The sequence below is a fragment of the Campylobacter concisus genome, assembly GCF_003048875.2.
Taxonomy (GTDB): Bacteria; Campylobacterota; Campylobacteria; order Campylobacterales; family Campylobacteraceae; genus Campylobacter_A; species Campylobacter_A concisus_AU.
Genome location: NZ_CP049264.1, coordinates 1,113,864 through 1,137,588, shown reverse-complemented (window position 1 = coordinate 1,137,588; position 23,725 = coordinate 1,113,864). Strand labels below are relative to the sequence as shown.

Here is a 23,725-nt window from a genome sequence, read left to right as displayed (position 1 = left end):
ATTTTGAGATATTTTTTAGCGTTTTTTATTGCTATATTTATCTGCGGATGTGGCTATAAACCAGTTTCAAAGATCTCGCAGGATTTGGTTGGAGATAGAGTTTATGTTGATGTTATCATCAGCAAAGAAGAGCCAAAAAATAGTGTCTGGATAAAAGATGCAGTAAAAGAGGGCATGGTCGCAAGGCTGCATAAATCACTATCAAGCAAAGATAGCGCTGATACTTCGATAATAGTTTCGGTAAAAAGTTTAAATTACGAGGCAATCATCTATGATGAATATGGCTATATCACATCTTATAAAGCTCTTTTAACTCTAAACTATAAAACCAAATTTAAAGATGGTCGTGTCATAGATATACCTGCTACTGGCGAGTATGATTTTAGTGTGGCAAGACGTCAAAAGAGCGTAAGATACGCAGATAGTGTTATTAGCGATACTCAAAAGTATGAAGCCATAAAAGAGGCCTCAAAAGAGGCGTTTGATGAGTACATCGCAAATTTAGCTGTAAAAGGATATAAAAATGGCAGCAGTAACCGTTAGTCAAATAGTCAAGGAGGCCTTGAGCGAGATAAAAGATCGCCATTTGATGCTAACGCCAGAAAATTACACCGAAGTTTATAATGAAATTTCTAAAAAATATGGCTTTACTACCGAAGAGAGCAAAAAGATAGAAAAATATATCTCAAGGCTTGGTGATGACTATAAAGCGCAAGCTATAAGCCTTCATATAAAAACGGTTGATGAGTTTGTAGCTTTTATGACTGCTAGGCTCTCTCATGGTGCTAAAAATGGCACAGCCCAAGTGGTCGATGATAAAAAGTTAAAGTCACTAAATGCCTTTGCAAGAAGAATCCTCCAAGCCATCTCTATGCTTCACAACAAAGATGCAAAAGCTCTAGCAGAGCAGGGCATGCAGCTACTTGCTAGAAGGTATGATGAGAAAAATCTTGAAGAGATGTGCCTTAAATGGTTTGACTTTGTAAGCTCTTACGACACTGAATTTTTGGACTTTTTGAAATATTACGGCGTGAGAGACTTTGACGATCTAAAGACGATGAGTGCTGAACTTGAGAAATTTCTCTCTCAAAAAAATGAGGGCGGCGAAGAAAACGCTTTAGTTGAGCTTTTAAATTTTGCTCTTGAGCCTTCTATCACAAAGGAGCTTAGCGAGGAGCTTGGCAACATTAGAAGCGTTTTAAAGCAAAATCCACAAAGCCTAAATAGCAAAGAATTTCAAGATAAGATAAAAGGTTTTGTTGATCGCAGGATCGAAGAAGATAGAACCGAGATCATCGAAAAAGTTGGCTCATTAAACAACATCTTGCAAAGCATAGGCGAGAGGATTTCAGATATCGCAGCTAGCTCTCAAAGCAGCTCAGCTAAAGTGCAAAGCATCAAAAATGATCTTAAAAATGTAAATTTAAATGCAAATAGCATCGATCATGTAAAGAGCATGCTTATCGAGATCGCAGGTGCCTTGGAGATCGAGAGTAAGGAGCTTGGCCTTGAGATGAACAGCAAGCAAGCGACCATTTCTGAGCTTCAAAACAGGGTTATTAGCCTAGAAAAAGAGCTTGAAGCTGCTAAGCTTGAGAGCAAAGAGGACTTTTTAACAAAAGTGGCTACAAAAAGAGCTTTGATGAGTGAAATTCAGCGTATCGAAGAGGCTTATAAACGTTACGGCACGGACTATTCGATCTGCTTTGTTGATATTGACTTCTTTAAAAAGATAAACGACACCTACGGACACGAAGCTGGCGACGTGATACTTTCAGCCGTGGCTCAGGTGCTTAAGAAAAATGCTAGAAAGGTTGATTTTGTCGGTAGATATGGTGGCGAGGAATTTGTCATTTTGCTACCAAGTACGAGCCTAAAAGATGGTGTTAGATTTGGCGAGAAGCTAAGAAGCATGATCGAAAATTTCAAATTTATCTATAAAAACGAGCGCATCAAAGTTACCATTAGCTCTGGTGTGGCGACAAGAAGTGCAAATTTAAGCGATACTATGACGCTTGAGGGTGCTGACAAGATGCTCTATCTTTCAAAAGAGGGCGGCAGAAACCAAGTCATGCCAAAGATAATCGAGGAAAAATGAGCCTAGCGAAATTTCTTGATGGCAAGCCACTTTACTACAAAGAGATCGACTATGGCAGGATCATAAGAGCTTACGATACGATCAAAGGCCATCTAAAGCCTTTTAAGATAATCCACATCATCGGCACAAATGGCAAAGGTAGCACAGGCCGCTTTTTAGCGCAAATTTTAAGCCAAAATGGCGCAAAAGTAGGCCACTACACGAGCCCACATATATTTAAATTTAACGAGCGATTTTGGCTAAATGGTGAGGTCGCTAGCGATGAAATTTTAGAGAGAGCTCACGAGCGTTTGCAAGCTCTTTTGAGTGATGAATACAAGATAAAAACAAGCTATTTTGAGTATATGACGCTGCTTTCTGCGGTGCTTTTTGAGGGCTGCGACTACTTTGTCTGCGAGGCTGGCATGGGCGGCGTGCTGGATGCGACAAATGTCTTTGAAAAAGAGCTAAGCATCTTTACTCCGATCGGCTTTGACCACACGGCGATATTAGGCAATAGCTTAGAAGAAATTTCACGAACGAAATTTGAAGCTATGGGCAAAAGAGCTATTTTAAATGATGAGATGAACGAGATAAGTGTGGCTATCGCAAAAGAGATCGCAAGCGAAAAAGGCACAACTCTGAGCTTTCCAAGAGAAATTTTGACCAAAGAGAATTTAAACGAGATCGCAAACTACGCAGATAAATTTAATCTTCCAGAGTTTTTGCGCTCAAATTTAACTCTAGCCTACGCCGCAGCTAAAATTTTAGATAGTAGCATAGATATCAAAAGGCTTGGTGCTTTATCGCTTCGAGGTAGATGCGAAAAGATCGCTTCAAATTTATACGTGGATGTCGGTCACAACGAGCTTGGCGCTAAGGCTGTAGCTAAGAAATTTAGCCAAGAAGAGTTTAGCGGCAAAAAACTAACACTAGTTTATAACTCGTTTTTAGATAAAGATTTCAAGGCAGTTTTGGCAGCTCTAAAGCCAGCCATTGAGGACGTGCTACTTTATCACTACCACTGCGAGGGCAGGGAGCTTGGCGGAGAGCTTATAAATAAAGCACTAAACGAGCTTGAAATTTCGCATAGAGAGTTTGAGTCAAGCGATATGAACGATATAAAAGAGGCAAAAAACGGCAAAATTTACCTAGCAATTGGCTCGTTTCACCTGGCCGAAGCCTTTTTAAAAGAGTACTATGCAAGCAAAGGTCTATGAGTATCTTTTAACACACGCCCCACAAATTCTCATCTGCGAAGATGACAAAGAGGCGGCACTCTGCGCTGATGCGGCTAGTTTTGCTGGCTTTAGCGCATTTAAACTACCTGATTTTAGAGCTAAAAAGGGCGATGATCTAAGAAGCTTTAACGAAGAGCTCTTTGAAATTTCATCCGTTCTTAGCAAATACTATAAATTTGATGGCAAAAAGATCATCATAAGCCCATTTAGCACGCTTTTAAACCCACTTCCAACGCAAAAAAACTTGGAGAGCTCAACGATCAAGCTAAAAGATAATCTAAATTTAAACGAATTTGCCGACTTGCTCATACGATTTGGCTACGAGTGCGTCGATATCGTTGAGAGCGTTGGCGAGTTTAGCATTCGCGGCGAAGTGATCGACATTTATGGCGTAAATATGGACGATCCTGTTAGAATTTTACTCTTTGGCGATGAGGTGGAGAGCATAAGAAACTACAACACCGCCACGCAAATTAGCAATAAAAATGAGCTAAGCGAAGCCGATATCGTGCCGTTTATCGCAAATTTGAGCAAAGATGAGTTTGAAAAAGTTAGCCAAAAGATCGAGGATATGCAAAGCGATGCCCTTGTGAGCGATCTAAATTCGCTTGGATTTTGGGCGATAGATAGCTTTAGCGACTACTTGAAAGTTTTTGACTCAAAGCTTGTTAAAAAGATCGATTTTGAAATTTATGATGCGCCTGAAGAGAAATTTAAGGGCATTGAAATTTTGCCTGAGCCAAAGGTCTATAAAGACTTAGAAGTTACTTTAAATTTTGACTTTTTTGAGCTAAATAAGAGTAAAAGCATAACCGTTCTTTCAAGAAATGAGGGGCTTTTTAAGGGCTATGAGCTTGATGGCTTTGCAAATGTAAAGCTTGAAATTTCGCCCCTTGTGGTAAATTTAACCTCAAGCGACAAGATCGTAGTCTCACTAAATAAATTTGAGAAAAAAAGGCGAGTTAAGCGCTCAAGCCTCGTGGTGGATGAGCTAAAGATAAATGACTACGTTGTGCATGAAGATTATGGTATAGGCAGATTTTTAGGGCTTGAAAAGATCAAGGTTTTGGGCGCGACGAAGGAATTTGTGGTTATTGCCTACCAAAATGATGACAAGCTTCTTTTGCCAGTTGAACATCTAAATTTGATAGATCGCTATATCGCGCAAAATGGCTCTATGGCGGTGCTTGATCGCTTAGGCAAGGCAAATTTTGCCAAGATAAAAGAGAAGGTTAGAGAAAAACTCTTTGCGATCGCCTCAAAGATCGTGGCGATGGCGGCAAAAAGGGAGCTAATCGCTGGTAAAATTTTACAAAAAGAGGATATCTCTTATCTAAATTTCGTCCAAGACGCTGGCTTTTCATACACGAGCGATCAGCAAAAAGCGGTAAATGATATAAAAGATGAGCTAAAAAGCGGCAAGGTGATGGATAGGCTGCTTAGCGGAGATGTTGGCTTTGGTAAGACTGAAGTTGCGATGAATGCCATATTTACCTGCATAAAATCAGGCTTTAGCGCGCTTTTCTTCGTGCCAACGACGCTTCTTAGCTCGCAGCACTACAAGACACTAAGCCAAAGATTTAGCAAATTTGGCATAAAGGTCTTTAGGCTAGATCGCTTCTCAAGCGCTAAAGAAAAATCAAGCCTGCAAAAAGCGCTAAAAGAAAATGAGCCCATAGTTTGCGTGGGTACGCATGCGCTTCTTGGCATAAAGGCTGAAAATTTAGGGCTTATAGTGGTTGATGAAGAGCATAAATTTGGCGTTAAGCAAAAAGAGCAGCTAAAAGAAATTTCTCAGCACTCTCACATCTTAAGTATGAGCGCCACGCCGATACCAAGAAGCCTAAATATGGCGCTTAGCAAGATAAAAACATATAGCATTTTAGCCACTCCGCCAAGCTCGAGGCTGGATGTGAGAACAAGCGTGAGAGAGTGGGACGAAAAGGTCGTCAAAGAGGCGATCATGCGTGAGCTAAGACGTGGCGGGCAGACCTTTTATATCCACAACCACATCGCAGACATCGAGCAGACGGCAAATGAGCTAAGAAAAATTTTGCCAAAGCTTAGAATTTTGATACTTCACTCAAAGATAAATGCAAAAGTCGCTGAAGATGAGATGATGAAATTTGAGCGGGGTGAGTATGACTTGCTTCTTTGCACCAGCATCGTTGAAAGCGGCATCCACCTGCCAAATGCAAACACCATAATCGTAGAAAATGCTAATAAATTTGGCATGGCTGACCTGCACCAGCTGCGCGGACGTGTAGGCAGAAGCGACAAGCAGGCTTATTGCTACTTTTTGGTGGAGGATAAAGATGCCATTAGCAAGGACGCTCTAAAACGACTTGTGGCACTTGAAGGCAACTCATTTTTAGGCGCTGGCTCAGTGCTAGCATATCACGATCTTGAGATAAGAGGTGGCGGTAACATCATAGGCGAGGCGCAAAGCGGTCACATCGAGGCTATCGGCTACTCGCTATATCTAAAAATGCTAGAAGATGAGATAAACAAGCTTCTTAATCAAGACTCCGCAAAGCTTGATAAGATCGATCTAAAGCTTAGTGTGAGCGCCTTTTTAAATCAAGAATTTATAAGAGAAGATAGGCTAAGACTTGAAATTTACAGGCGCCTTAGCAAGTGTAAAGAGGTTAGCGAGGTCTATGAGATACAAAGCGAGCTTGAGGATAGATTTGGCAAGATAGATACATTTACAAAGCAGTTTTTAGACCTCATCATCATCAAAATTTTAGCTCTAAAAGCTGGCATAAAGACGATCTCAAACAGCGAGCAAAATATACTAATAACAAAAAATGATGACGAGAAGATCAGGCTAAAGTCACGTAGCAAGGACGATGACGATGTTTTGGCTGAAATTTTGGTCTATCTAAGAAAGGATAAGAGATGATAGATTGGGGTGTGAAGTACGCAGCAATTTATAAGAGCACAAAAGGTATGTTAAAGCCGGTTGAAGATATCGATTTTGTCGATATCGACTCACTTTATGGACTTGAAAAACAAAAAGAAATTTTGCTAAAAAATACTAGAAATTTTATAGCTGGCGACGAGGCAAACCACGTGCTTCTTTGGGGTGAGAGAGGATGTGGCAAGTCAAGCCTTGTAAGGGCTGTTTTTACTAAATTTTATAAAGAGGGACTTCGCATCATTGAGATTGGCTGCGAGGATCTAAAATACCTTGGCGACATCATCGATGAGATCAGAAAGAGCGAGTTTAAATTTATCATTTTCTGCGACGATCTAAGCTTTGAAAATGGCAGCAATGAGTATAAATTTCTAAAGCCTATTATGGACGGCTCTATCCAAAAGCCACCTAAAAACGTCCTTTTATACGCCACTTCAAACCGCAGACATCTAATAAGCGAGTTTAAAAGCGAAAATGAAAACTCAGAGCTAATAGACGGAGAAATTCACTACAGCGACGCAGCTCAGGAGAAAATTTCTCTCTCAGACCGCTTTGGTCTTTGGATCAGCTTTTATCAAGGTAACTACGACGAGTACCTAAAAATGGTTGATTTTTACTTTAAAGACTACACTGGCGACAAAGATGAGCTTCACACGCTTGCTAAAAATTTCGCCACGTTAAGAGCCAGCAGAAGTGGCAGGACGGCAAAGCAGTTTTATCTAACTTTTAAAGAAAATTTAAAATGAGATCAACTGATCTGTTTTTAGCTTTGCTAAATCACAAAAAGAGAAATTTTGACGAGCTAAAATGGCCAGGCGAGGGCACTTTTGAGGTTATTTTGGGCGCTATTTTGGTGCAAAATACCAACTGGAAAAACGTTGAAAAAGCTCTAACTAATCTAAAAAAAGCAGGTAAAGATAGCTTGCAAGGCATTTGCACGCTTGAAAACAGCGAGCTTGCCACACTCATAAAGCCAAGTGGCTTTTACAACACAAAGGCAAAACGGCTAAAGACGCTCTGTCTAGCTATAAAAAACGAATTTGAGAGCTTTGATAATTTTAAAGAAAACGCTAGCCGCGAGTGGCTCATAAGCGTAAAAGGCGTTGGCGCTGAGACTTGCGATGCGATACTTGCTTACGCTTGCGGCAAGCCTTACATGGTTGTTGATGCTTATGCGCTTAGGATAATGGCGTATTTTGACTACATTTTTGAGAGTTACGACGAGGCGGCTGAGTGGTTTAGCTCGCTTGATTATGATGAAATTTACAAATTTCTTGATAGCGAGAAATTTGACGAAACTGAGGTTTTAAAACTCTATCATGCGCTTATTTTGGAGTTTTGCAAAGAGAATTTCAAAGGCAAAATTTTAAGCCAAAGCGGACAAGAGGTGCTTGATAGCATTAAAAACTAAATTTTTATTTTAAATTTAGCGCAAATTAGGACTTTTTATGTTTTATTTTAAATTCTATGCTAAATTTACGAGAAATTTATTTTAGGAGGAGTGATGATCTACGATAACATCGTAAAAACGATCGGTAATACACCTATCGTAAAGGTTAAAACAGGTGCTGACGAGGCTGAAATTTACGTAAAATTAGAGTTTTTTAATCCAGGCGGCTCTGTAAAAGATAGGATCGCATTTAATATGATCACAAAAATGCTAGCTGATGGCACACTAAAACATGGCGACACTATCGTTGAGCCAACAAGCGGAAATACAGGTATCGGCGTAGCTATGTGCGGTGCTGCACTTGGCTTTAAAGTGATCCTTTGCATGCCTGAGAGCATGAGTATCGAAAGACGCAAGATCGTGGCTGCATATGGTGCTCATCTTGAGCTAACTCCTGCAGCTGGCGGTATGAAAGCAGCGATCGCAAAAGCTACTGAGCTAGCTTCTCAGCCAAACCACGTAATGCTAAGCCAGTTTGAAAACAAGTATAACCCACAAGCTCACGAGCTAACAACAGCTGCTGAGATCGTGGCTGACTTTAGCAAGCTTGATGCCTTTGTAGCAGGCGTTGGCACAGGCGGCACGATAAGCGGCGTGGCAAAGGTTCTAAAAGAAAAAGGCTATGACACTAAGATCATCGCAGTAGAGCCTGAAGCATCACCAGTTTTAAGTGGCGGCAACCCAGGACCACATAAAATTCAAGGCATCGGAGCTGGATTTTTACCAAATACAATGGATATGAGCCTAGTTAGCGAAGTAGAAAAAGTAAGCAATGATGACGCACTAAACGCAGCTAGAGCGATCGCAAAGAGCGATGGCTTGATGATAGGCATAAGTGGCGGCGCTTCTTACGTGGCTGCAAAAAGGGTGGCTAAAAGACTTGGCGCTGGCAAAAAAGTGCTTTTCATAGCTCCAGATAACGGCGAGAGATACCTAAGTACAGAGCTTTACGGAGCGTAAAATATGTGGGAGAGTCTAAAAGAGCTAGTTCAAACCGTCCGTGAAAAAGACCCATCGGTGCATAGTTGTTGCTTTTTGGCGATACTTATAAACACTCCTGGCATCCATGCGGTTTTGTTTCATAAAATTTCTCATTTTTTATATGAAAAAAAGTGGTTTTTTCTAGCTAGACTCATCTCGCAAATAGCAAGATTTCTAACAGGCATCGAGATCCACCCAGGGGCAAAGATAGGTAGGAGATTTTTCATAGATCACGGCATGGGCGTGGTTATCGGCGAGACGGCTGAGGTCGGTGATGATGTGATGATGTATCATCAAGTGACACTTGGCGGCACTGGCAAAGAGTGTGGCAAACGCCATCCAACCGTTAAAAATGGCGTGACTATCGCCGCTGGCTCAAAGATACTTGGTGCCATAACTATCGGTGAAAATGCCAAGATCGGCGCAAACTCAGTCGTGCTAAAAAACGTCCCAGCAAATGCAACCGTAGTTGGCATACCTGCAAGGGTTGTCAGGGTAAATGGGACAAAATTTGAGCCAGAATTTATCATTTAAAATTTAAATTTACCCTCACTGCACCATAAAAATGCAAATTTTTGATACGGCAAATTTACTATCCATAATGTTGCCAGCGTTTTTTAGCTTTGTGCTACCTATTATAATATTTGTCATTTTAGTAAATTTGATAACAAAATTTATCAGGCAAAAGCTGCGCCAAAAATATCACGTAAAATTTAACCAAAGAAATATAGCTGATACGTTTAGTACAAAAGAGATAGCAAAGAAATTTGGCAAAAATGCAAAAGATGTAAATGAGGTTTTGTTAAATTTAGGCTTCATAAAAAAATGTGACAACGGCTACAACGTGACAGATGCTGGCAGATACTATGGCGGCATGCAAAACTACTACATGGGTAAAGCAAGTGTTAGATGGGACGAGAGGCTGCTTTGTAATGAAAATTTCATAAACGAGATAGTAAAAGTTGGCGAAAAATCTAGCAAAAAAGAGCAAAAAGAAGACTTTAGAGAGAAATTTAAGGCTGAATACCGAACAAATGACGGTCACTATGTAAGAAGTAGGGCAGAGCTAGTTATAGCAAACTGGCTTTTTGCTGAGGGCATGGCTTATGAAAAAAGAGTGCCGATAAAAGAAGATGTCTATTGTGATTTTTACATACCAAAAGGCAAGGGTTATATAGAGTTTTGGGGATATGTAGATGATGAGGCGTATCTAGAAAGAGCAAAAGATAGAGCTTTATAAAAAATATGGTCTAAATTTAATAGAGATAGATAACGACAAGATCGGCAATTTAGATGACTATCTGCCAAAAGAGCTTTTGAAATTTGGCGTGAGTTTAAATTTGTAGAAAAGGGGCGAGCGCCCCTATGATTATTTTAAAGTTTGGATGTATTCAGCTACTGCTTTTGCATCTTCATCGCTCATTGGAGTAGCGATAGGTTTCATCATAGCACCAAGACCAAATTTATTTGCTCCTGTTTTGTAGCCTTTAAGAGCTGCTTCGATAGTTGCTGCGTCAAGTGATGTTAAAGCTGGAACTTTGTTATTGAAAACTTTTTCAGCTTTAGCGCCATGACAGGCAACGCATTTTTTATAGATAGTAGCGCCATCTGCAGCGAAAGCAGCAGTTGAAAGTAGTGCTGCAACACTTGAAACGATTAGTAGTTTTTTCATTTTTCATCCTTTTTAAAAAACGTGCCGGCATTATAATACAAAAATGTAAATTTGCAAGGGGCGGGTTAAAATATTTTGGCTATAATCACCAAATGATAAGAGAAATAGCCAACAAAGCACTTTTTTTAGACCGAGATGGTGTCATAAATGAGGACGCTGGATACGTTTGTGAGATCAAAGACTTTAAATTTATTGATGGCATTTTTGATGCGTTAAGAGAATTTGCTAAGGCTGGCTACAAGCTCTTTGTCGTGACAAATCAATCAGGCATCGGCAGGGGCTACTACACGCAGGAGCAGTTTGACGCTCTAAATAAATTTATGCTTGAAAGCTTTAAAAAAGAGCAGATTTTTATCACAAAAGTCTATTTTTGCCCGCACGCTCCAGAGCAAAAATGCATCTGCAGAAAGCCAAATCCAAAAATGATACTTGATGCTTGCAAAGAGTTTGACATAGACCTTGAAAACTCGCTCATGATAGGCGATAAGCCAAGCGACGTCGAGGCTGGCAAAAGAGCGGGCGTTGGTAGAAATTTCTTGCTTGATGGGATAAATTTTAAAGATGTAAGAGATGTTTTAAATAAGCTAAAAAAGGAAAAATCACTATGAATTTAAACGGAAAAAAGATAGTTATAACTGGCGGCGCTGGCTTTATCGGCTCAGCCTTAGCGCACTATTTTGATGAAAACTATAAAGATGCTCACGTGCTTGTTGTGGATAAATTTAGAAACGACGAGACATTTAGCAATGGCAACTTAAAAAGCTTTGGCCATTTTAAAAATTTACTTGGTTTTAAGGGTGAAATTTACGCTGGCGACATCAACGACCCTGGCACGCTTGAGAAGATAAAAAGTTTTCGTCCAGACGTCATCTACCACGAAGCAGCGATCTCAGACACCACTGTAAAAGAGCAAGACGAGCTAATAAAAACAAATGTAAATGCCTTTGTAAATTTGCTTGATATCTGCGAGAGTTTGGGCGCAAAGATGATCTACGCTAGCTCAGGCGCCACTTACGGCAACGCAAAGAGCCCGCAAACAGTTGGCGAGTGCGAAGCGCCAAATAACGTCTATGGCTTTAGCAAACTAAGCATGGATAATATCAATAAAATTTACGCTAAGCGCGGTGTGAGTGTGGTTGGACTAAGATATTTTAATGTCTTTGGCAAGGGCGAGTTTTTCAAAAATAAAACCGCCTCGATGGTGCTTCAGTTTGGACTTCAAATTTTAGCTGGCAAGACCCCAAGGCTCTTTGAAGGCAGCGACCAGATCAAACGCGACTTTGTCTATATAAAAGATATCATCGATGCAAATATAAAAGCACTTGACGCGCCAAGTGGCGTCTATAACGCAGCTACTGGCAAGGCAAGAAGCTTTCAAGATATCGCTGACATCTTACAGCGTGAGATCGGCGTAAATTTAGGCAACGAATATATCAAAAACCCATTTATCGGCTCATATCAATTTCACACAGAGGCCGACGTGGCCCCAGCTCGCGAGGCATTTGGTTTTAGTGCGACTTGGAGCTTAGAAGAGGCGATAAAAGACTATTTGCCAGAGATAAAGAGAATTTATAAGGAAGAGATAAATGGCTAAGAGAGTTAAAATTTTAGTAGTCGGCGATCTCATGCTGGACCACTACATCTGGGGTAGCTGCGAGCGCATCTCGCCTGAAGCACCGGTGCAGGTGGTGAAGATAAATAACGAAACCTACACGCTTGGTGGCGCTGGTAATGTGGTGAGAAATTTACTCTCTCTTGGCGCAAACGTGAGCGTAGCTAGCGTTTTAGGAGATGATGAGGCTGGTAAAAAGATAAAAGAGAAGCTTGCTGAGCTAAATGTAAAAGATGAGCTGATCCTTACTGAAAAAGGGCGCGAGAGCTCGATAAAAAGCCGCATCATGGCATCACACCAGCAAGTTGTCAGGATCGATAAAGAGAGCGTTGTAAAGATAAATTTAGAAGATGAGCTAGTCTTAAAAGTAAAAGAAAATCTTGCAAATTTCAAGGCTGTCTTGCTAAGCGACTACGGCAAAGGCGTGCTTAGCGAGAAGGTCTGCCAAGAGATCATAAACGAGTGCGTGAGGCTAAAAATACCAGTGCTTATCGATCCAAAAGGCAGCGACTACTCAAAGTATAAAAACGCGACCCTTCTAACGCCAAATAAAAAAGAGGCAAGCGAGGCTACAAATTTAAAGTTAAAAGACAAGGCCGAGCTTGAAAAGGCGATAAAACAGCTAAAAGACGAGCTAAATTTGACCTATTCGATCATCACAATATCAGAAGAGGGCATCGCGCTATATGATGACAAATTGCACATCTTTGCCGCTAAGGCAAAAGAGGTCTTTGACGTCACTGGCGCTGGAGATACGGTGCTTGCCACACTTGGCTACATGCTAGCAAACGGGGCTGATATAAAAGAGGCGATAAAGATAGCAAACCTCGCAGCAGCCGTCGTCGTGGCAAAGATAGGCAGTGCAACGGCTAGCTTTAGCGAGATCGAGCAGCTGCTAAATAGCTCATTTGGGGCAAATTTCGAGCACAAGCTTAAAAGCGTTGAGGAGTTAGAGGAAATTTTGAGCCAAAAGGGCAAGAAAAAGGTTGTTTTCACAAATGGCTGCTTTGATATCTTGCACGCTGGACACGTAAAATACCTAGCCCGTGCAAGGGAGCTTGGCGATCTTTTGGTTGTCGGGCTAAACTCGGACGCTTCAGTTAAGAGGCTAAAAGGCGAGGCTAGGCCTATAAACTCACAAGATGATAGAGCCTGCGTGCTAAGCGGGCTTGGATTTGTCGATTATGTCGTGATTTTTGACGAGGATACGCCATTAAATTTGATCACCAAAATAAAGCCAGACGTGCTTGTAAAAGGGGCTGATTATAAAGGCAAAGAGGTCGTTGGCAGCGAGATCGTAAAAGAGGTCAGGCTGATCGACTTTGTCGAGGGCAAAAGCACAACAGGTATAATAAAAAGGATAAAAGATGCTAAAAACGATGATAAAAAATGAGCTCGAGGCTCACCAAAAGACCTTTAACGAGCATGTAAATTTGCTAGGCAGCCTAGAGCGCGCTTGCCAGATGGTGGCTGATACGCTAAAAAATGGCAAAAAGGTGCTCATATGCGGTAACGGCGGCTCTGCGGCGGACGCTCAGCACTTTGCGGCCGAGCTAACTGGCAGATATAAAAGCGAGCGCCAGCCACTTCCAGGCATCGCGCTAACTACCGATACTTCGGCACTTACGGCCATTGGCAACGACTACGGCTTTGACTACGTTTTCTCACGCCAGTTTGAGGCTTTGGCTCAGTCTGGCGACTTGCTCGTGGCGATCTCAACGAGTGGCAATAGCAAAAACGTCCTTGAAGCTATAAAAAGTGCCAAGAAAATGGGCATATCAGTGCTTGGACTTAGTGGCAAAGGAGGCGGAGCGATGAATGAAGGGTGTGATCTAAATTTAGTCGTTAGCTCAAGCGACACTGCAAGGATCCAAGAGTCGCACATTTTTTTCATTCACACGATCTGCCAGGCCGTAGATGAGGCTTTTAGGGGCTAAAATGCAAGAAGCGATGGATAAATTTTTAAGTGATCCAAGCCAGCAAAATGAGGTAAATTTGATATCTACTTTAAAAAAGGCTACTTTTTTCGCTCCAGTGCTTTTAAACCAAGCACTTGCAAAGCCTGATGGTGGCGTAGTTTATGAGGAGGAGGGCTCAAATATCAAATTTATCCTACTTGAAGATGAGGGTGAGAAGCTTAGCTATTTTCCAGCATTTACAAGCAAAGAGGCGATGAAGCTTTGGCGAAACGACAGCGAGCAAGAAAGCATTGAGATAGGGCTAAAAGAGTATCTTGCGATGCTAAAAGAGAGTAGTTATGCTGGCGTGGTTGTGGATGCTTTTAGCTATGACTTTGTGCTAAAAAGAGAGCTAATAGAGAAAATCCTCGCCTAGTGCGTAATAAAATTTATAAAATTTTACGCATTATTTTATGCAAATGGCTTTAATGAGGTAGATTTTAAATTGCCGGTCTATTTAAATTTGTTTTATGGGCTAGCTTTTGCTGGGACAGGCACTGATTTATTAATTTAACTTTGTTGAGCACTTTTATTAAATTTGATATTAGAGATGAGTTGAGGCTAAATTTGTATGAGGGTTTAAATTTAATGAACCACAAAAATTTATTAATTTTTAAATGCTTATTGGCTGAAAATTTCAAATTTATATTTTAGCACTCTAGTGATACGTAACTTTAGCTTTTACTAGAGAGATTGATAACCACATAAGCTAAGACTAAAATTTATAACTGAGCTTAAATTTAATGAGCTGCAAAATTCATTATCTCGTTTATAAAACTTAGTTTCATATATCAAATTTTTGTTTTATCATCTTGTTTGATGGCTTGCAAGCAATATGAATATTGTTAAGCCGAATTTCTATGCGCGATTTCAAAGCCGCAAGACCGCTGTGAATTTTAAATTTAAGGCTGAAAATTGATAGTTGGCTGGCAACAAGGATTTGATATATAAAATTTAGAGTTTTTTGGTTCGTTGCTTGAAAAATTTATATCACAAATGGTGTGATTGTATTTAATAAATTTACTCGACCCGACTATAAATTTAACTTTTAGTATAGAAAATTTGCAGGTTTAGTGCCACATTTGACAAGGTTGAAGCGGACATTTGCCTGAAAACCTGAGTAAATTTGCTGCTTAAGGCTTTAAAATTGACTTTTCAGATCAAATTTGTAGTTTTAACCACTAGAAACTTTAAATTTGCTCTTTTTGGGTCAAATTTGTTGCCTTTATACTCTAAATTTAAATGCAAAAGCAGTTTATCTCAGAGAAAAATAGCCAAAACCAAATTTGCAGTTTTTCTCTAAATACCAATGTTAGCTGGTGCTCTAGTTTAAGGGTTGGAGCAAAATTTACTTTTAAATTTGACCTTTGTAGATCAAATTTGCAGATAGAAATTTTAAATTTTTGCAGGCTTGTTAAGATTGTTGTAGAAAATTTGGTGATAAAAAGTTTAAATTAGCCTTTAGCAGATTAAATTTAGAGCCTAAAACACTCTATCTACTAAAAAATTTAGAAATATTTTCTATTTGAACGCCCTTTGTAAATAAATAGCCTCTATTTATCGCTGGGAGTTTTAAAATTCTAGCTTTTTCTTTAAAGATTTTTGGCATTACGGCTTTGCAAAATGGTGTCACTAGGATGTATTCATTAGCGTAGCCAACGGCGATCTTGCCACTTAGCACCACGCTTGTTTGCTTTGCTAAATTTGCATTTAGTTCATCTTTTTGAGCCTTGCTTAAAAGCACATTTAACTCTTTTGCCGCCATATCGACGCCCCGAACCACGTTACTATCATTTTTTATAATGAAAATTTTATCATCTATCTTTGTAATATTTGGCAGTAAATTTTGCCTATCAGCCTCCAAAAACTCAAAGCTTTTTTTCACGCCGCCAAAATACTCGTCCAAAAATGGCTCGCTAAAATTTAGTCTTACAAAGCTTCTTTTAAGCTTGCCATCTAAATTTGTCTCATCGACAAAATAGCGCAAGCCTCGCTCGTCAAGGTAGTTTTGAAGCTCTTTTTTGCGTAAATTTAAAAGCGGCCTAACTAGCCAAAAGTGCTCTCTTCTCTCAAGCTCGCTCATGCCAAAGAGCTCTTTTAGCCCAGCGCCCTTGCCAAGCTGCATCAAAAACCACTCAAATTTATCGTCAAATTGATGCGCTAGGATCAAATTTTCATAGCCATATTTTTGGCAAATTTCACCAAAAAACTCATACCTCGCCTCACGCGCATTTTTTTCAAAATTTGATTTACCTAAATTTACGCTTTTTATGTAGATTTTTTTACCAAATTTACTAGCAAGCTCTTTGGCGCTTTCAACTTCAATTTTACTCTGCTCTCTGGCGTTGTGATCGACTATGGCTAGATCAAACTTGACCCCAGCCTCGTGTAGAATGTAAAAAAGTGCGGTGCTATCGATGCCGTGCGAGAAGGCAAGCAGGTTTGCGCCCAAGCTTAGCCTATCAAGCACATTTTGGCTTATCATTTTGCTTTTTTGACGATGGTGGCGACTAGTTTTTGATCAACCACGTCGCTAACCTCACAAAGGTAGAGCGAGCCGATCTCAAGCTCTTTTACGTCGCTTTCGTTTATTAAAATTTCGCCGTCTATATCTTTGTCCCAGATATCTTTTTTGGCAGCGTAAAACATCTCGCCCTCGCTGCTAATGCCCTCAAGCGATGCGTAAATTTGCTTACCAAGCTCTTTTTGAAGGCTCTCATTTATCGCTTTTTTGGTGATTTTTTCTATCTTGCTTAGCCTTTTTGAGATGATTTTTGCTGGGATTTGCTCCATTTCAAAAGAGGCAGTGTCTTCTTCTTTTGAGTAGGCAAAGGCTGAAATTCTATCAAATTTAAACTCTTCTAAAAACTGGCAAAGCTCCTCAAAATCCTCCTCGCTCTCGCCTGGATGTCCCACGATGATACCAGTTCGCAAAAACGAATTCTCGGCATTTCTCATTAAATTTAAAAGCTCTTTTATCTTTTTAGCACCACTTCCACGCTTCATTATCTTTAGCATATTTTCGCTGATGTGCTGGATGGGCATGTCAAAGTAGTTATGAAAGATAGGTGAGGCGATGATGCGCGAAATGAGCTCCCTACTGGTCGTGCTTGGGTAGAGGTAAAGTATCCTAGCACTCCTTACGCCTTCTATCTTTTCTATCTCGTCTATTAAATTTATTAGTCCGTCGCTAACGCCCTGATCGCGCATGTATGAGCTTGAGTCTTGGGACAAAAAGCTAAAGTCGTAGTAGCCTTTTTTGACTAAATTTTTGACCTCATTTACGATGTTTTCAAGCGAGCGTGATTTTAGCTTGCCCTTAAATGTCGGTATCGCGCAAAAGCTACATTTTTGATTACAGCCCTCTGAAATTTTGATGTAGGCGTGGTAGTTTGAACCAGTTATCACGCGCTCTTCGTTTGCCTGCAGATAAGTTTGCGGGCTAAATAAATTTTGCTTTTTTAAGATGATCTCATCGACCTTGTCATAATCAGCCACGCCAGTAAAGAGATCGACTTCAGGCAGTTCTTTTATGAGCTCATCTTTGTAGCGCTGCATAAGACAGCCAGTCACTACCAGCAAAGAGCCATCTTTGCGGGCTTCATGCATCTCAAGTATGGTTTGGATGCTCTCTTCTTTGGCGGATTTGATAAAGCCGCAGGTATTTACTATGATGACGTCAGCGTCGCTGATATCGTCAGTGATATCGTAGTTTTGCAAGCGTCCCAGCATGATCTCAGAATCAACTAAATTTTTATTACAACCAAGCGAGATTAGATGAAGTTTTGGCATTTTTAGATCCAGATGTTGTCTATTAGCCTAGTTTTGCCAACATAGGCGGCTACTAAGATTATTGTGTTGCCTTTTTCTACCTTTGAAATTTCGTTTAAATTTCTATCTGTAACCGCGACGTAATCAACTTTTAGTGGCTCTAGCACCTCAAGCATGCTTGCTTTGATCTCACTTGCGTCTTCTTCGCCGTTTTGGATCAAATTTTGCGCTTTATTTAGCGACCTTGAAAGCCTTAGTGCGTTACATTTATCTTCGTCGCATATATAGACATTTCTGCTTGAAAGCGCAAGTCCGTCTGGCTCTCTAACGATATCGCAAGCTACTAGCTCGATGTTTAAGAAAAATGTCTTTATCATATTTTGCACGATGATTAGTTGTTGCGTGTCTTTTTTGCCCATATAGACGCTATTCGCACGAGTTAGGCGAAATAGCTTGTTTAGCACTCTTAAGACGCCGTCAAAGTGACCAGGTCTAGTTTTGCCCTCTAAAATGGTCGAAAGCTTCTTTGGAGCGACGATGAGAGGCTCATCTTCAAAGTAAAGCTCTTTTTCGTCTGGGATAAAGATAGCGCTAACGCCGTTTTGCTCGCAAATTTGGATGTCGCTTTGCTCTTTTCTTGGGTATTTTTCTAGGTCTTCGCCTGGTAGAAATTGAGTTGGATTTACGAAAGTTGAGACGATGCTTACCTCATTTTCGCTCACACATTTTTTAATGAGACTAACGTGTCCGTCATGAAGTGCGCCCATTGTTGGGACAAAACCGATCTTGCCGCTTGCATTTTGGACAAAATTTTCAAGCTCTTTTATAGTTCTTATAATTTGCATATTTGACTCTTTTTATCTAAATTTTAACTTGGCATTGTAACAAAAAAGGATTAAAAGGGCGTAAATTTAAAAATGTAAGCAACTTTTGGCTAAAATCGGCAAAAATTTATGGAGAAAAACTTGGATAGTTACGAATACAACGAGCTTTTAAAGAAGCTACAAACAAAAGTTGAAAACATAGGCTCTATCGTAAAGCCTGACGAGATAAAGGCTAGGCTAAAAGAGATCGAGGCCATAGAGCAAGACCCTAGCTTTTGGCAAGATATCGCTAAAGCTGGGGCACTAAACAAAGAAAAGACAAAAATTTCAAATATGCTTGCTAAATTTAGTGACGCTCACCAAGCAGTTAGCGACGCAAAGGAGCTCTTTGAGTTAGCAAATTCTGAAAATGACGAGGAGACTATAAATTCTCTCTTTGAAGATGCTAAAAATTTAGATGAAAAAATAGTAAATTTAGAAATTTCTATGCTTTTAAGTGGCGAAGATGACGGCAAAAACGCGATCGTATCGATACACCCAGGAGCTGGTGGCACTGAGAGCAACGACTGGGCGAGCATGCTTTATAGGATGTATCTTAGATTTTGCGAGCGTGAGGGCTTTAAGGTCGAGACTCTGGACTTTCAAGAGGGCGAAGAGGCGGGACTAAAGGATGTGAGCTTTATCGTAAAAGGCGAAAATGCTTATGGTTACTTCAAGGCAGAAAATGGCATCCACAGGCTCGTTCGTACAAGCCCATTTGATAGCGCAGGACGCCGTCACACAAGCTTTTCTAGCGTCATGGTGAGTCCCGAAGTAGATGATGATATAGAGATCGAGATCGAAGAGAAAGATCTAAAGATAGACACTTATAGGGCTAGTGGCGCAGGCGGTCAGCACGTAAATAAAACTGAATCAGCCATCCGCATCACGCATATACCAACTGGCATCGTCGTGCAGTGTCAAAATGACCGCAGTCAGCACAAAAACAGAGCCACAGCGATGAAGATGCTAAAGTCGCGCCTTTACGAGCTTGAGCTGATGAAGCAGCAAGAGGCGAGTAACAGCGTCGAAAAGAGCGAGATCGGCTGGGGGCATCAGATAAGATCATATGTGCTTTTCCCATACCAGCAGGTAAAAGACAACCGCAGTGGCGAGGCATACTCGCAAACTGACGCGATACTTGATGGTGATATCAAAAAGATGATAGAGGGCGTTTTGATCGCTCAAAAGGCTGAGGGGTAGTAAATTTTAAAGAGATGAGAGCTAAAATTTCATCTCTTTTAGCTTCGTGCAGGCTTCTTCTTTGCCATGGTAGCAAGCCTCATCAAGATAAATTCTAGCTTTTTTATAGTCGTTTTTACCTAGGTAGATAAGTCCTAGATCGTAGCTGGCCTCGCCTGAGCCAAGACTTGTGGCTTTTTCGTAAAAATATATCGCTTTTTCTAAATTTTTATTGACCCCAAGGCCGTATTCGTAGATATATCCAGCGCTTCTAAGACCATCTATGTTGCCGTATCTGCCAGCTGTCTCAAACCAAAAAAGTGCCCTTAAGATATCTTTACTAAAGCCTTTGCCGTCACGAAAACAAACGCCAGTTTGCTGCATGGCTAGGACATTGCCATCTTTTGCGTAGTCGTAAAATCTCTTACAAGCCTTTGGGTAGTTGCCCTCGTTATATAGATAGATGGCGTCTGCTATCTGCTCGACTTCAGGATCAAGTGGTGGCTCGCTAAGACCTAAATTTTGCGAAATTTGCTCTGCTGAACAGCCCCAAAATAGCAAAATGCTAAATAGAAAAATGATAAATTTTTTCATATTTGTCCTTGAAAATTTAGGCGATTTTATCGAATTTTATCTTATAATGATCGCAAATTTAAGCAAAAAGGAACGATATGGATCATAACGCACTTTTGACACAGCTTGGTTACAACATAGATGAAACGACCACTGAGCATATGCGTAGAATTTTAAACAACACTGACGGCCTTTTGCCAAAGAGTGTGATCGAGCTAAACGATCATCTAAAGCCACACCTTTGCTTTGTAGCGATGAGCGGGAGCGAGGATAGGCTAAAGATAAAAAACGTCGCAACCGTCAAAGAGATAAAAGAGCGTGTTGATGAGATCATCAAAAGCTGGGCAAATAAATACAAAATGGATATCAAAAAGATAAACGAAACTACATACTACATAATAGGAAAAATTAAATGAAATATGACATTGTTATCATTGGATTTGGTAAGGCTGGCAAGACGCTAGCTGTAAAGGCTGCTGCACTTGGCAAAAAAGTCGCGCTAATCGAGAGATCGCCAAAGATGTATGGAGGCACTTGCATAAACGTGGGCTGCATACCGACAAAACGCCTAATCACAGCTGCAAAAGAGGCGATATATGCAGACAATAGCGTTGAAAACGAGTATTACACGCTTAGCATCGAAAACAAAAATAAGCTAATCTCAGCTTTAAATTCTAAAAACTACGCGATGCTAAATGATAAAGAAAATATCGACGTGATCGATGGTGTTGGCTCGTTTAAAGATAAAAATAGCGTCTTAGTCACAACTTCAAACGGCGAGCAAAAAGTCGTTGAAGGCGAGTTTATCATCATAAACACTGGCTCAAAAGAGGCGTATGCTCCATTTGAGATAACAAACTCAAACGTCTTTTCAAGCAAAACCTTGCTTGATCTAAAGACTATGCCAAAGCATCTTGTCATCGTTGGCAGCGGCTTCATCGGCATCGAGTTTGCGTCGATGTTTGCAAATTTTGGCTCAAAAGTGACCATCGTCGGACGCTCACCACTTCTAAAAAACGAGGATGAAGATATAGCTAAAAGCGTAAAAGATGCGCTAAACGTGCAGGGCATCGAAATTTTAGAGGGCTGCGAGATAGAGAGCCTAAAAGATAATGCGCTAAATTTCAAACAAGATAATGAAGATAGGATCATCAAGGCTGATGCGTTCTTAGTAGCGCTTGGCAGAGTGGCAAATTTAGATGATCTAAATTTAAAAGCAGCTGGCGTCGAGCTAAATGAAAAAGGCTTTATAAAGACAAATGAGCGCCTTCAAACAAATGTGTCAAACATCTACGCAGTGGGCGACGTGCGCGGCGGAGAGCTTTTTACCTACACTAGTTTGGATGATTTTAGGATAGTTTTCTCGCAAATTTTTGGCGACAAAAAACGCACCACACAAAACAGAAGCATCCATGCAAATGTGCTATTTACCGACACTCCACTAGCAAGAGTTGGCGTAAATGCAAAAGAAGCTAGCAAGCTTGGGCTAAATTTCAAAGAGCTAAAGCTTAGCATGGCAGCAGTGCCAGGAGCAAAGGTGCTAAATCACGATGTGGGCATGCTAAAAGCGATCGTTGAAGCTAGTAGTGGCGAGATTTTGGGGGCGAGCTTTCACTGCATCTACGCAAATGAGATCATAAATGAGATCGCGATCGCTATGAATTTAAAAGCAGATGCAAATTTCTTTAAAAACCAAATTTTCACTCATCCAAGCATCAGCGAAGCCCTAAATGACTTGTTTGGACAATACTAAAAGGACAAAAATGAAAAAATATCTACTACTTTTAACTGCTCTATTTTTTACAGGTTGCTTAAATGTCATCGGCATCGGAGAGACGCCAAAGCAAGATGACTCTTGGCAGCAACCAAAGGACGAAAAGGTGGTGCAAAACAAAGAGCAAATTTCAAAAAATGCCATCGATCTTTTAACACCAAAGTGCGAGAGCGGCGATGCTGAAGCTTGCAATGACTTGGGTGTAAATTTCGAGCTTATGAAAGAGTATGACAATGCCTACGCAAACTACAAAAAGGCTTGCGATGCTAAGGTGCAGCTTGCTTGCTCAAACCTTGGCACACTCTATGAAAACGGCCTTGGCGTGAAAAAAGACCCAAAAAAAGCGGTCGAAATTTACAAAGATAGCTGCAACAGTGGCGGTGTGCAAGCTTGCTACCACCTAGGAAACGCCTACCGCAAGGGCGAGATCGTAAAACAAGACTACTATCTAGCGATGGAGGCCTACACAAACGCTTGCAACGCTGGGGATCTGCCAAGCTGCGCAAATATCGGCGCGATGTATGAGCTAGGTCTTGGTATGAACAAAGACGAAAAGAGAGCTTATGGGATTTACAAAGTCGCTTGCTTTCGCGGTCTAAACAAGGCGTGCCCACAGATGAAAAGACTAGGCGCAAAGCTTGGTATGTAAGTAGGAAAATAAGTGAAAAAAGTTTTAAATTTTGGGCTTATCGTAGTTGCTAGCTTTATGCTAAGTGGCTGCTGGTCGTGGCAAAAGATGGTTAGCTTTGGCTTTTGGCAAAGTGATGAGGAGGCTAGGGCGGAGCGTCTTGAGCTTGAAAAAGAGAAGATGGTGCAAAACTGCGAGAACGGAAATAGCATCGACTGCAACAACCTAGCTGTAAATTTTAGCAACGAAAAGGACTTTGTAAAGGCAAAAGGCTACTATGAAAAGGCTTGCAACGCTGGGCTTGCGACTGCTTGCTCAAATTTAGGTCAAATTTATGAGCAAGGGCTAGTTGATGAGCAAAAAGATATCGAAAAGGCTCTAAAGCTTTATAAACTAGCTTGCGATAGTGGCGACGGCGTTGGCTGCTATAACGAGGCAATGGGACTAAAATCCTACATCGAAAGCGAAAATTTAAAAACTCATAAGATAGATAGAACCAAGGCTGAGGCTAGGGTGCTAAAGCTTTTGGCAAAGAGCTGCGAGCTTGAGTATGCGCAGTCGTGCTTCTTGCTTGCAAAGCTAAGCGGCGATGAAACAAAGGCAGACGCACTTTATAAAAGAGCCTGCCAACTTGGCAAATGCGTGGATAAAAAGTAAAAATTTGTGTAGCTTAAATTTATAAAAGCTACACAAGGTTAAATTTAATTTGCTCCGCTAAGTCTATATCCCACGCCTGAGATGTTTTTGATGAGGTCGGCGTCAGTTTTTGCCCTTATCTTTTTGATAGTCATTCTAAGCGCTTCGTTGCTCATCGATTTTTCACCCCAGACATAGTTTTCGATCACTTCGTAACTTACAACTTTTTCTATATTACTCACGAGCAAAAAGAAGAGTTTTGCCTCATTTTTTGGCATCTGCACCTCTTCACCATTTTTGAAAAGCTGCTTGCTCTTCATATCGTATTAGTAAATTTCTTTAAATTTGATCCTGCTTTCAAAAAGATCTTTTGTCGCCATTATGATT

At 40.6% G+C, this 23,725-nt stretch carries 25 protein-coding genes; 19 read left to right on the top strand and 6 right to left on the bottom strand.

The window, feature by feature from the left end:
- Positions 1–3 precede the first annotated feature (3 nt).
- The 9 genes from lptE (at position 4) to CVT07_RS10125 (ending at position 9,909) form a co-directional block, all read left to right on the top strand.
- Positions 4–543, top strand: a complete 540-nt coding sequence (gene lptE, locus CVT07_RS05710) for an LPS assembly lipoprotein LptE (RefSeq protein WP_087580875.1) — start codon at positions 4–6, stop codon at positions 541–543.
- On the top strand, positions 524–2,098 hold the full coding sequence (locus CVT07_RS05705) for a GGDEF domain-containing protein (protein ID WP_107935867.1): 1,575 nt from the start codon (positions 524–526) through the stop codon (positions 2,096–2,098). Before lptE ends, CVT07_RS05705 begins: the two co-directional genes overlap by 20 nt.
- The gene (locus tag CVT07_RS05700) at positions 2,095–3,297 is read left to right on the top strand and encodes a Mur ligase family protein (RefSeq protein WP_107935869.1); all 1,203 of its coding nucleotides are present in this window, start codon (positions 2,095–2,097) and stop codon (positions 3,295–3,297) included. Before CVT07_RS05705 ends, CVT07_RS05700 begins: the two co-directional genes overlap by 4 nt.
- Entirely contained in the window at positions 3,278–6,223 is a 2,946-nt protein-coding gene (gene mfd, locus CVT07_RS05695; RefSeq protein WP_107935871.1) for a transcription-repair coupling factor, read from the top strand. Before CVT07_RS05700 ends, mfd begins: the two co-directional genes overlap by 20 nt.
- A complete protein-coding gene (locus CVT07_RS05690; protein ID WP_002942073.1) occupies positions 6,220–6,984 on the top strand; it encodes an ATP-binding protein in 765 nt (254 codons plus the stop codon). Before mfd ends, CVT07_RS05690 begins: the two co-directional genes overlap by 4 nt.
- Complete coding sequence (locus CVT07_RS05685; protein ID WP_107935873.1) at positions 6,981–7,649, top strand: endonuclease III domain-containing protein; 669 nt, start codon at positions 6,981–6,983, stop codon at positions 7,647–7,649. The genes CVT07_RS05690 and CVT07_RS05685 overlap by 4 nt, the downstream gene beginning before the upstream one ends.
- 93 nt (positions 7,650–7,742) lie before the next feature.
- Positions 7,743–8,648: a cysteine synthase A gene (gene cysK, locus CVT07_RS05680; protein ID WP_012139961.1), complete on the top strand. Its 906-nt coding sequence runs from the start codon at positions 7,743–7,745 to the stop codon at positions 8,646–8,648.
- 3 nt (positions 8,649–8,651) lie between these two features.
- Positions 8,652–9,203: a serine O-acetyltransferase EpsC gene (gene epsC, locus CVT07_RS05675; protein WP_002941946.1), complete on the top strand. Its 552-nt coding sequence runs from the start codon at positions 8,652–8,654 to the stop codon at positions 9,201–9,203.
- A gap of 31 nt (positions 9,204–9,234) precedes the next feature.
- A complete protein-coding gene (locus CVT07_RS10125) occupies positions 9,235–9,909 on the top strand; it encodes a hypothetical protein (protein ID WP_230855687.1) in 675 nt (224 codons plus the stop codon).
- 129 nt (positions 9,910–10,038) lie between these two features.
- On the opposite strand, the gene CVT07_RS05665 is transcribed toward CVT07_RS10125, so the two are convergent.
- Positions 10,039–10,341 carry a c-type cytochrome gene (locus CVT07_RS05665; RefSeq protein ID WP_002941852.1) on the bottom strand — a complete coding sequence of 101 codons (303 nt, stop codon included), beginning with the start codon at positions 10,339–10,341 and terminating at the stop codon, positions 10,039–10,041.
- 92 nt (positions 10,342–10,433) lie between these two features.
- Between CVT07_RS05665 and gmhB the strand changes: the two genes are divergently transcribed.
- From gmhB to CVT07_RS05640, 5 genes are read left to right on the top strand one after another with little or no spacing between them, the layout of a single operon-like run.
- Positions 10,434–10,949, top strand: a complete 516-nt coding sequence (gene gmhB / locus CVT07_RS05660; RefSeq protein WP_107935963.1) for a D-glycero-beta-D-manno-heptose 1,7-bisphosphate 7-phosphatase — start codon at positions 10,434–10,436, stop codon at positions 10,947–10,949.
- Positions 10,946–11,935 carry an ADP-glyceromanno-heptose 6-epimerase gene (gene rfaD, locus CVT07_RS05655; RefSeq protein ID WP_107935875.1) on the top strand — a complete coding sequence of 330 codons (990 nt, stop codon included), beginning with the start codon at positions 10,946–10,948 and terminating at the stop codon, positions 11,933–11,935. Before gmhB ends, rfaD begins: the two co-directional genes overlap by 4 nt.
- Positions 11,928–13,346 carry a D-glycero-beta-D-manno-heptose-7-phosphate kinase gene (rfaE1, locus tag CVT07_RS05650; protein ID WP_107935877.1) on the top strand — a complete coding sequence of 473 codons (1,419 nt, stop codon included), beginning with the start codon at positions 11,928–11,930 and terminating at the stop codon, positions 13,344–13,346. The genes rfaD and rfaE1 overlap by 8 nt, the downstream gene beginning before the upstream one ends.
- On the top strand, positions 13,321–13,890 hold the full coding sequence (gmhA, locus tag CVT07_RS05645) for a D-sedoheptulose 7-phosphate isomerase (RefSeq protein ID WP_107935879.1): 570 nt from the start codon (positions 13,321–13,323) through the stop codon (positions 13,888–13,890). The genes rfaE1 and gmhA overlap by 26 nt, the downstream gene beginning before the upstream one ends.
- 1 nt (position 13,891) lies before the next feature.
- Positions 13,892–14,287: an SseB family protein gene (locus CVT07_RS05640; protein ID WP_103639895.1), complete on the top strand. Its 396-nt coding sequence runs from the start codon at positions 13,892–13,894 to the stop codon at positions 14,285–14,287.
- A gap of 1,116 nt (positions 14,288–15,403) precedes the next feature.
- Here the strand turns inward: CVT07_RS05640 and tilS are convergent.
- From tilS to panC, 3 genes are read right to left on the bottom strand one after another with little or no spacing between them, the layout of a single operon-like run.
- Positions 15,404–16,396: a tRNA lysidine(34) synthetase TilS gene (tilS, locus tag CVT07_RS05630; protein WP_107935883.1), complete on the bottom strand. Its 993-nt coding sequence runs from the start codon at positions 16,394–16,396 to the stop codon at positions 15,404–15,406.
- Positions 16,393–17,703 (bottom strand): 30S ribosomal protein S12 methylthiotransferase RimO, encoded by a 1,311-nt coding sequence (gene rimO, locus CVT07_RS05625; RefSeq protein ID WP_107935885.1) that lies wholly within the window; start codon positions 17,701–17,703, stop codon positions 16,393–16,395. Before rimO ends, tilS begins: the two co-directional genes overlap by 4 nt.
- 2 nt (positions 17,704–17,705) lie before the next feature.
- Entirely contained in the window at positions 17,706–18,527 is an 822-nt protein-coding gene (gene panC, locus CVT07_RS05620; RefSeq protein WP_107935886.1) for a pantoate--beta-alanine ligase, read from the bottom strand.
- Positions 18,528–18,647: 120 nt separating this feature from the next.
- Here panC and prfB point away from each other — a divergent pair, with 120 nt between their 5' ends.
- Positions 18,648–19,748 (top strand): peptide chain release factor 2, encoded by a 1,101-nt coding sequence (gene prfB / locus CVT07_RS05615; protein WP_107935888.1) that lies wholly within the window; start codon positions 18,648–18,650, stop codon positions 19,746–19,748.
- Between the two features lie 21 nt (positions 19,749–19,769).
- On the opposite strand, the gene CVT07_RS05610 is transcribed toward prfB, so the two are convergent.
- A complete protein-coding gene (locus tag CVT07_RS05610) occupies positions 19,770–20,321 on the bottom strand; it encodes a tetratricopeptide repeat protein (RefSeq protein WP_107847839.1) in 552 nt (183 codons plus the stop codon).
- 77 nt (positions 20,322–20,398) lie between these two features.
- On the opposite strand from CVT07_RS05610, the gene CVT07_RS05605 reads away from it, so the two are divergent.
- The 4 genes from CVT07_RS05605 to CVT07_RS05590 are packed head-to-tail and all read left to right on the top strand — an operon-like array spanning position 20,399 to position 23,359.
- A complete protein-coding gene (locus CVT07_RS05605; RefSeq protein WP_012139947.1) occupies positions 20,399–20,716 on the top strand; it encodes a hypothetical protein in 318 nt (105 codons plus the stop codon).
- Entirely contained in the window at positions 20,713–22,053 is a 1,341-nt protein-coding gene (locus CVT07_RS05600; RefSeq protein ID WP_103572418.1) for a dihydrolipoyl dehydrogenase family protein, read from the top strand. The genes CVT07_RS05605 and CVT07_RS05600 overlap by 4 nt, the downstream gene beginning before the upstream one ends.
- A 10-nt stretch (positions 22,054–22,063) precedes the next feature.
- Positions 22,064–22,723: a tetratricopeptide repeat protein gene (locus tag CVT07_RS05595; protein ID WP_002941997.1), complete on the top strand. Its 660-nt coding sequence runs from the start codon at positions 22,064–22,066 to the stop codon at positions 22,721–22,723.
- A gap of 12 nt (positions 22,724–22,735) precedes the next feature.
- Entirely contained in the window at positions 22,736–23,359 is a 624-nt protein-coding gene (locus tag CVT07_RS05590) for a tetratricopeptide repeat protein (RefSeq protein WP_103620647.1), read from the top strand.
- 44 nt (positions 23,360–23,403) lie between these two features.
- Here the strand turns inward: CVT07_RS05590 and CVT07_RS05585 are convergent, their stop codons facing one another.
- Positions 23,404–23,658 carry a winged helix-turn-helix domain-containing protein gene (locus CVT07_RS05585; protein WP_230855686.1) on the bottom strand — a complete coding sequence of 85 codons (255 nt, stop codon included), beginning with the start codon at positions 23,656–23,658 and terminating at the stop codon, positions 23,404–23,406.
- Positions 23,659–23,725: the final 67 nt, after the last annotated feature.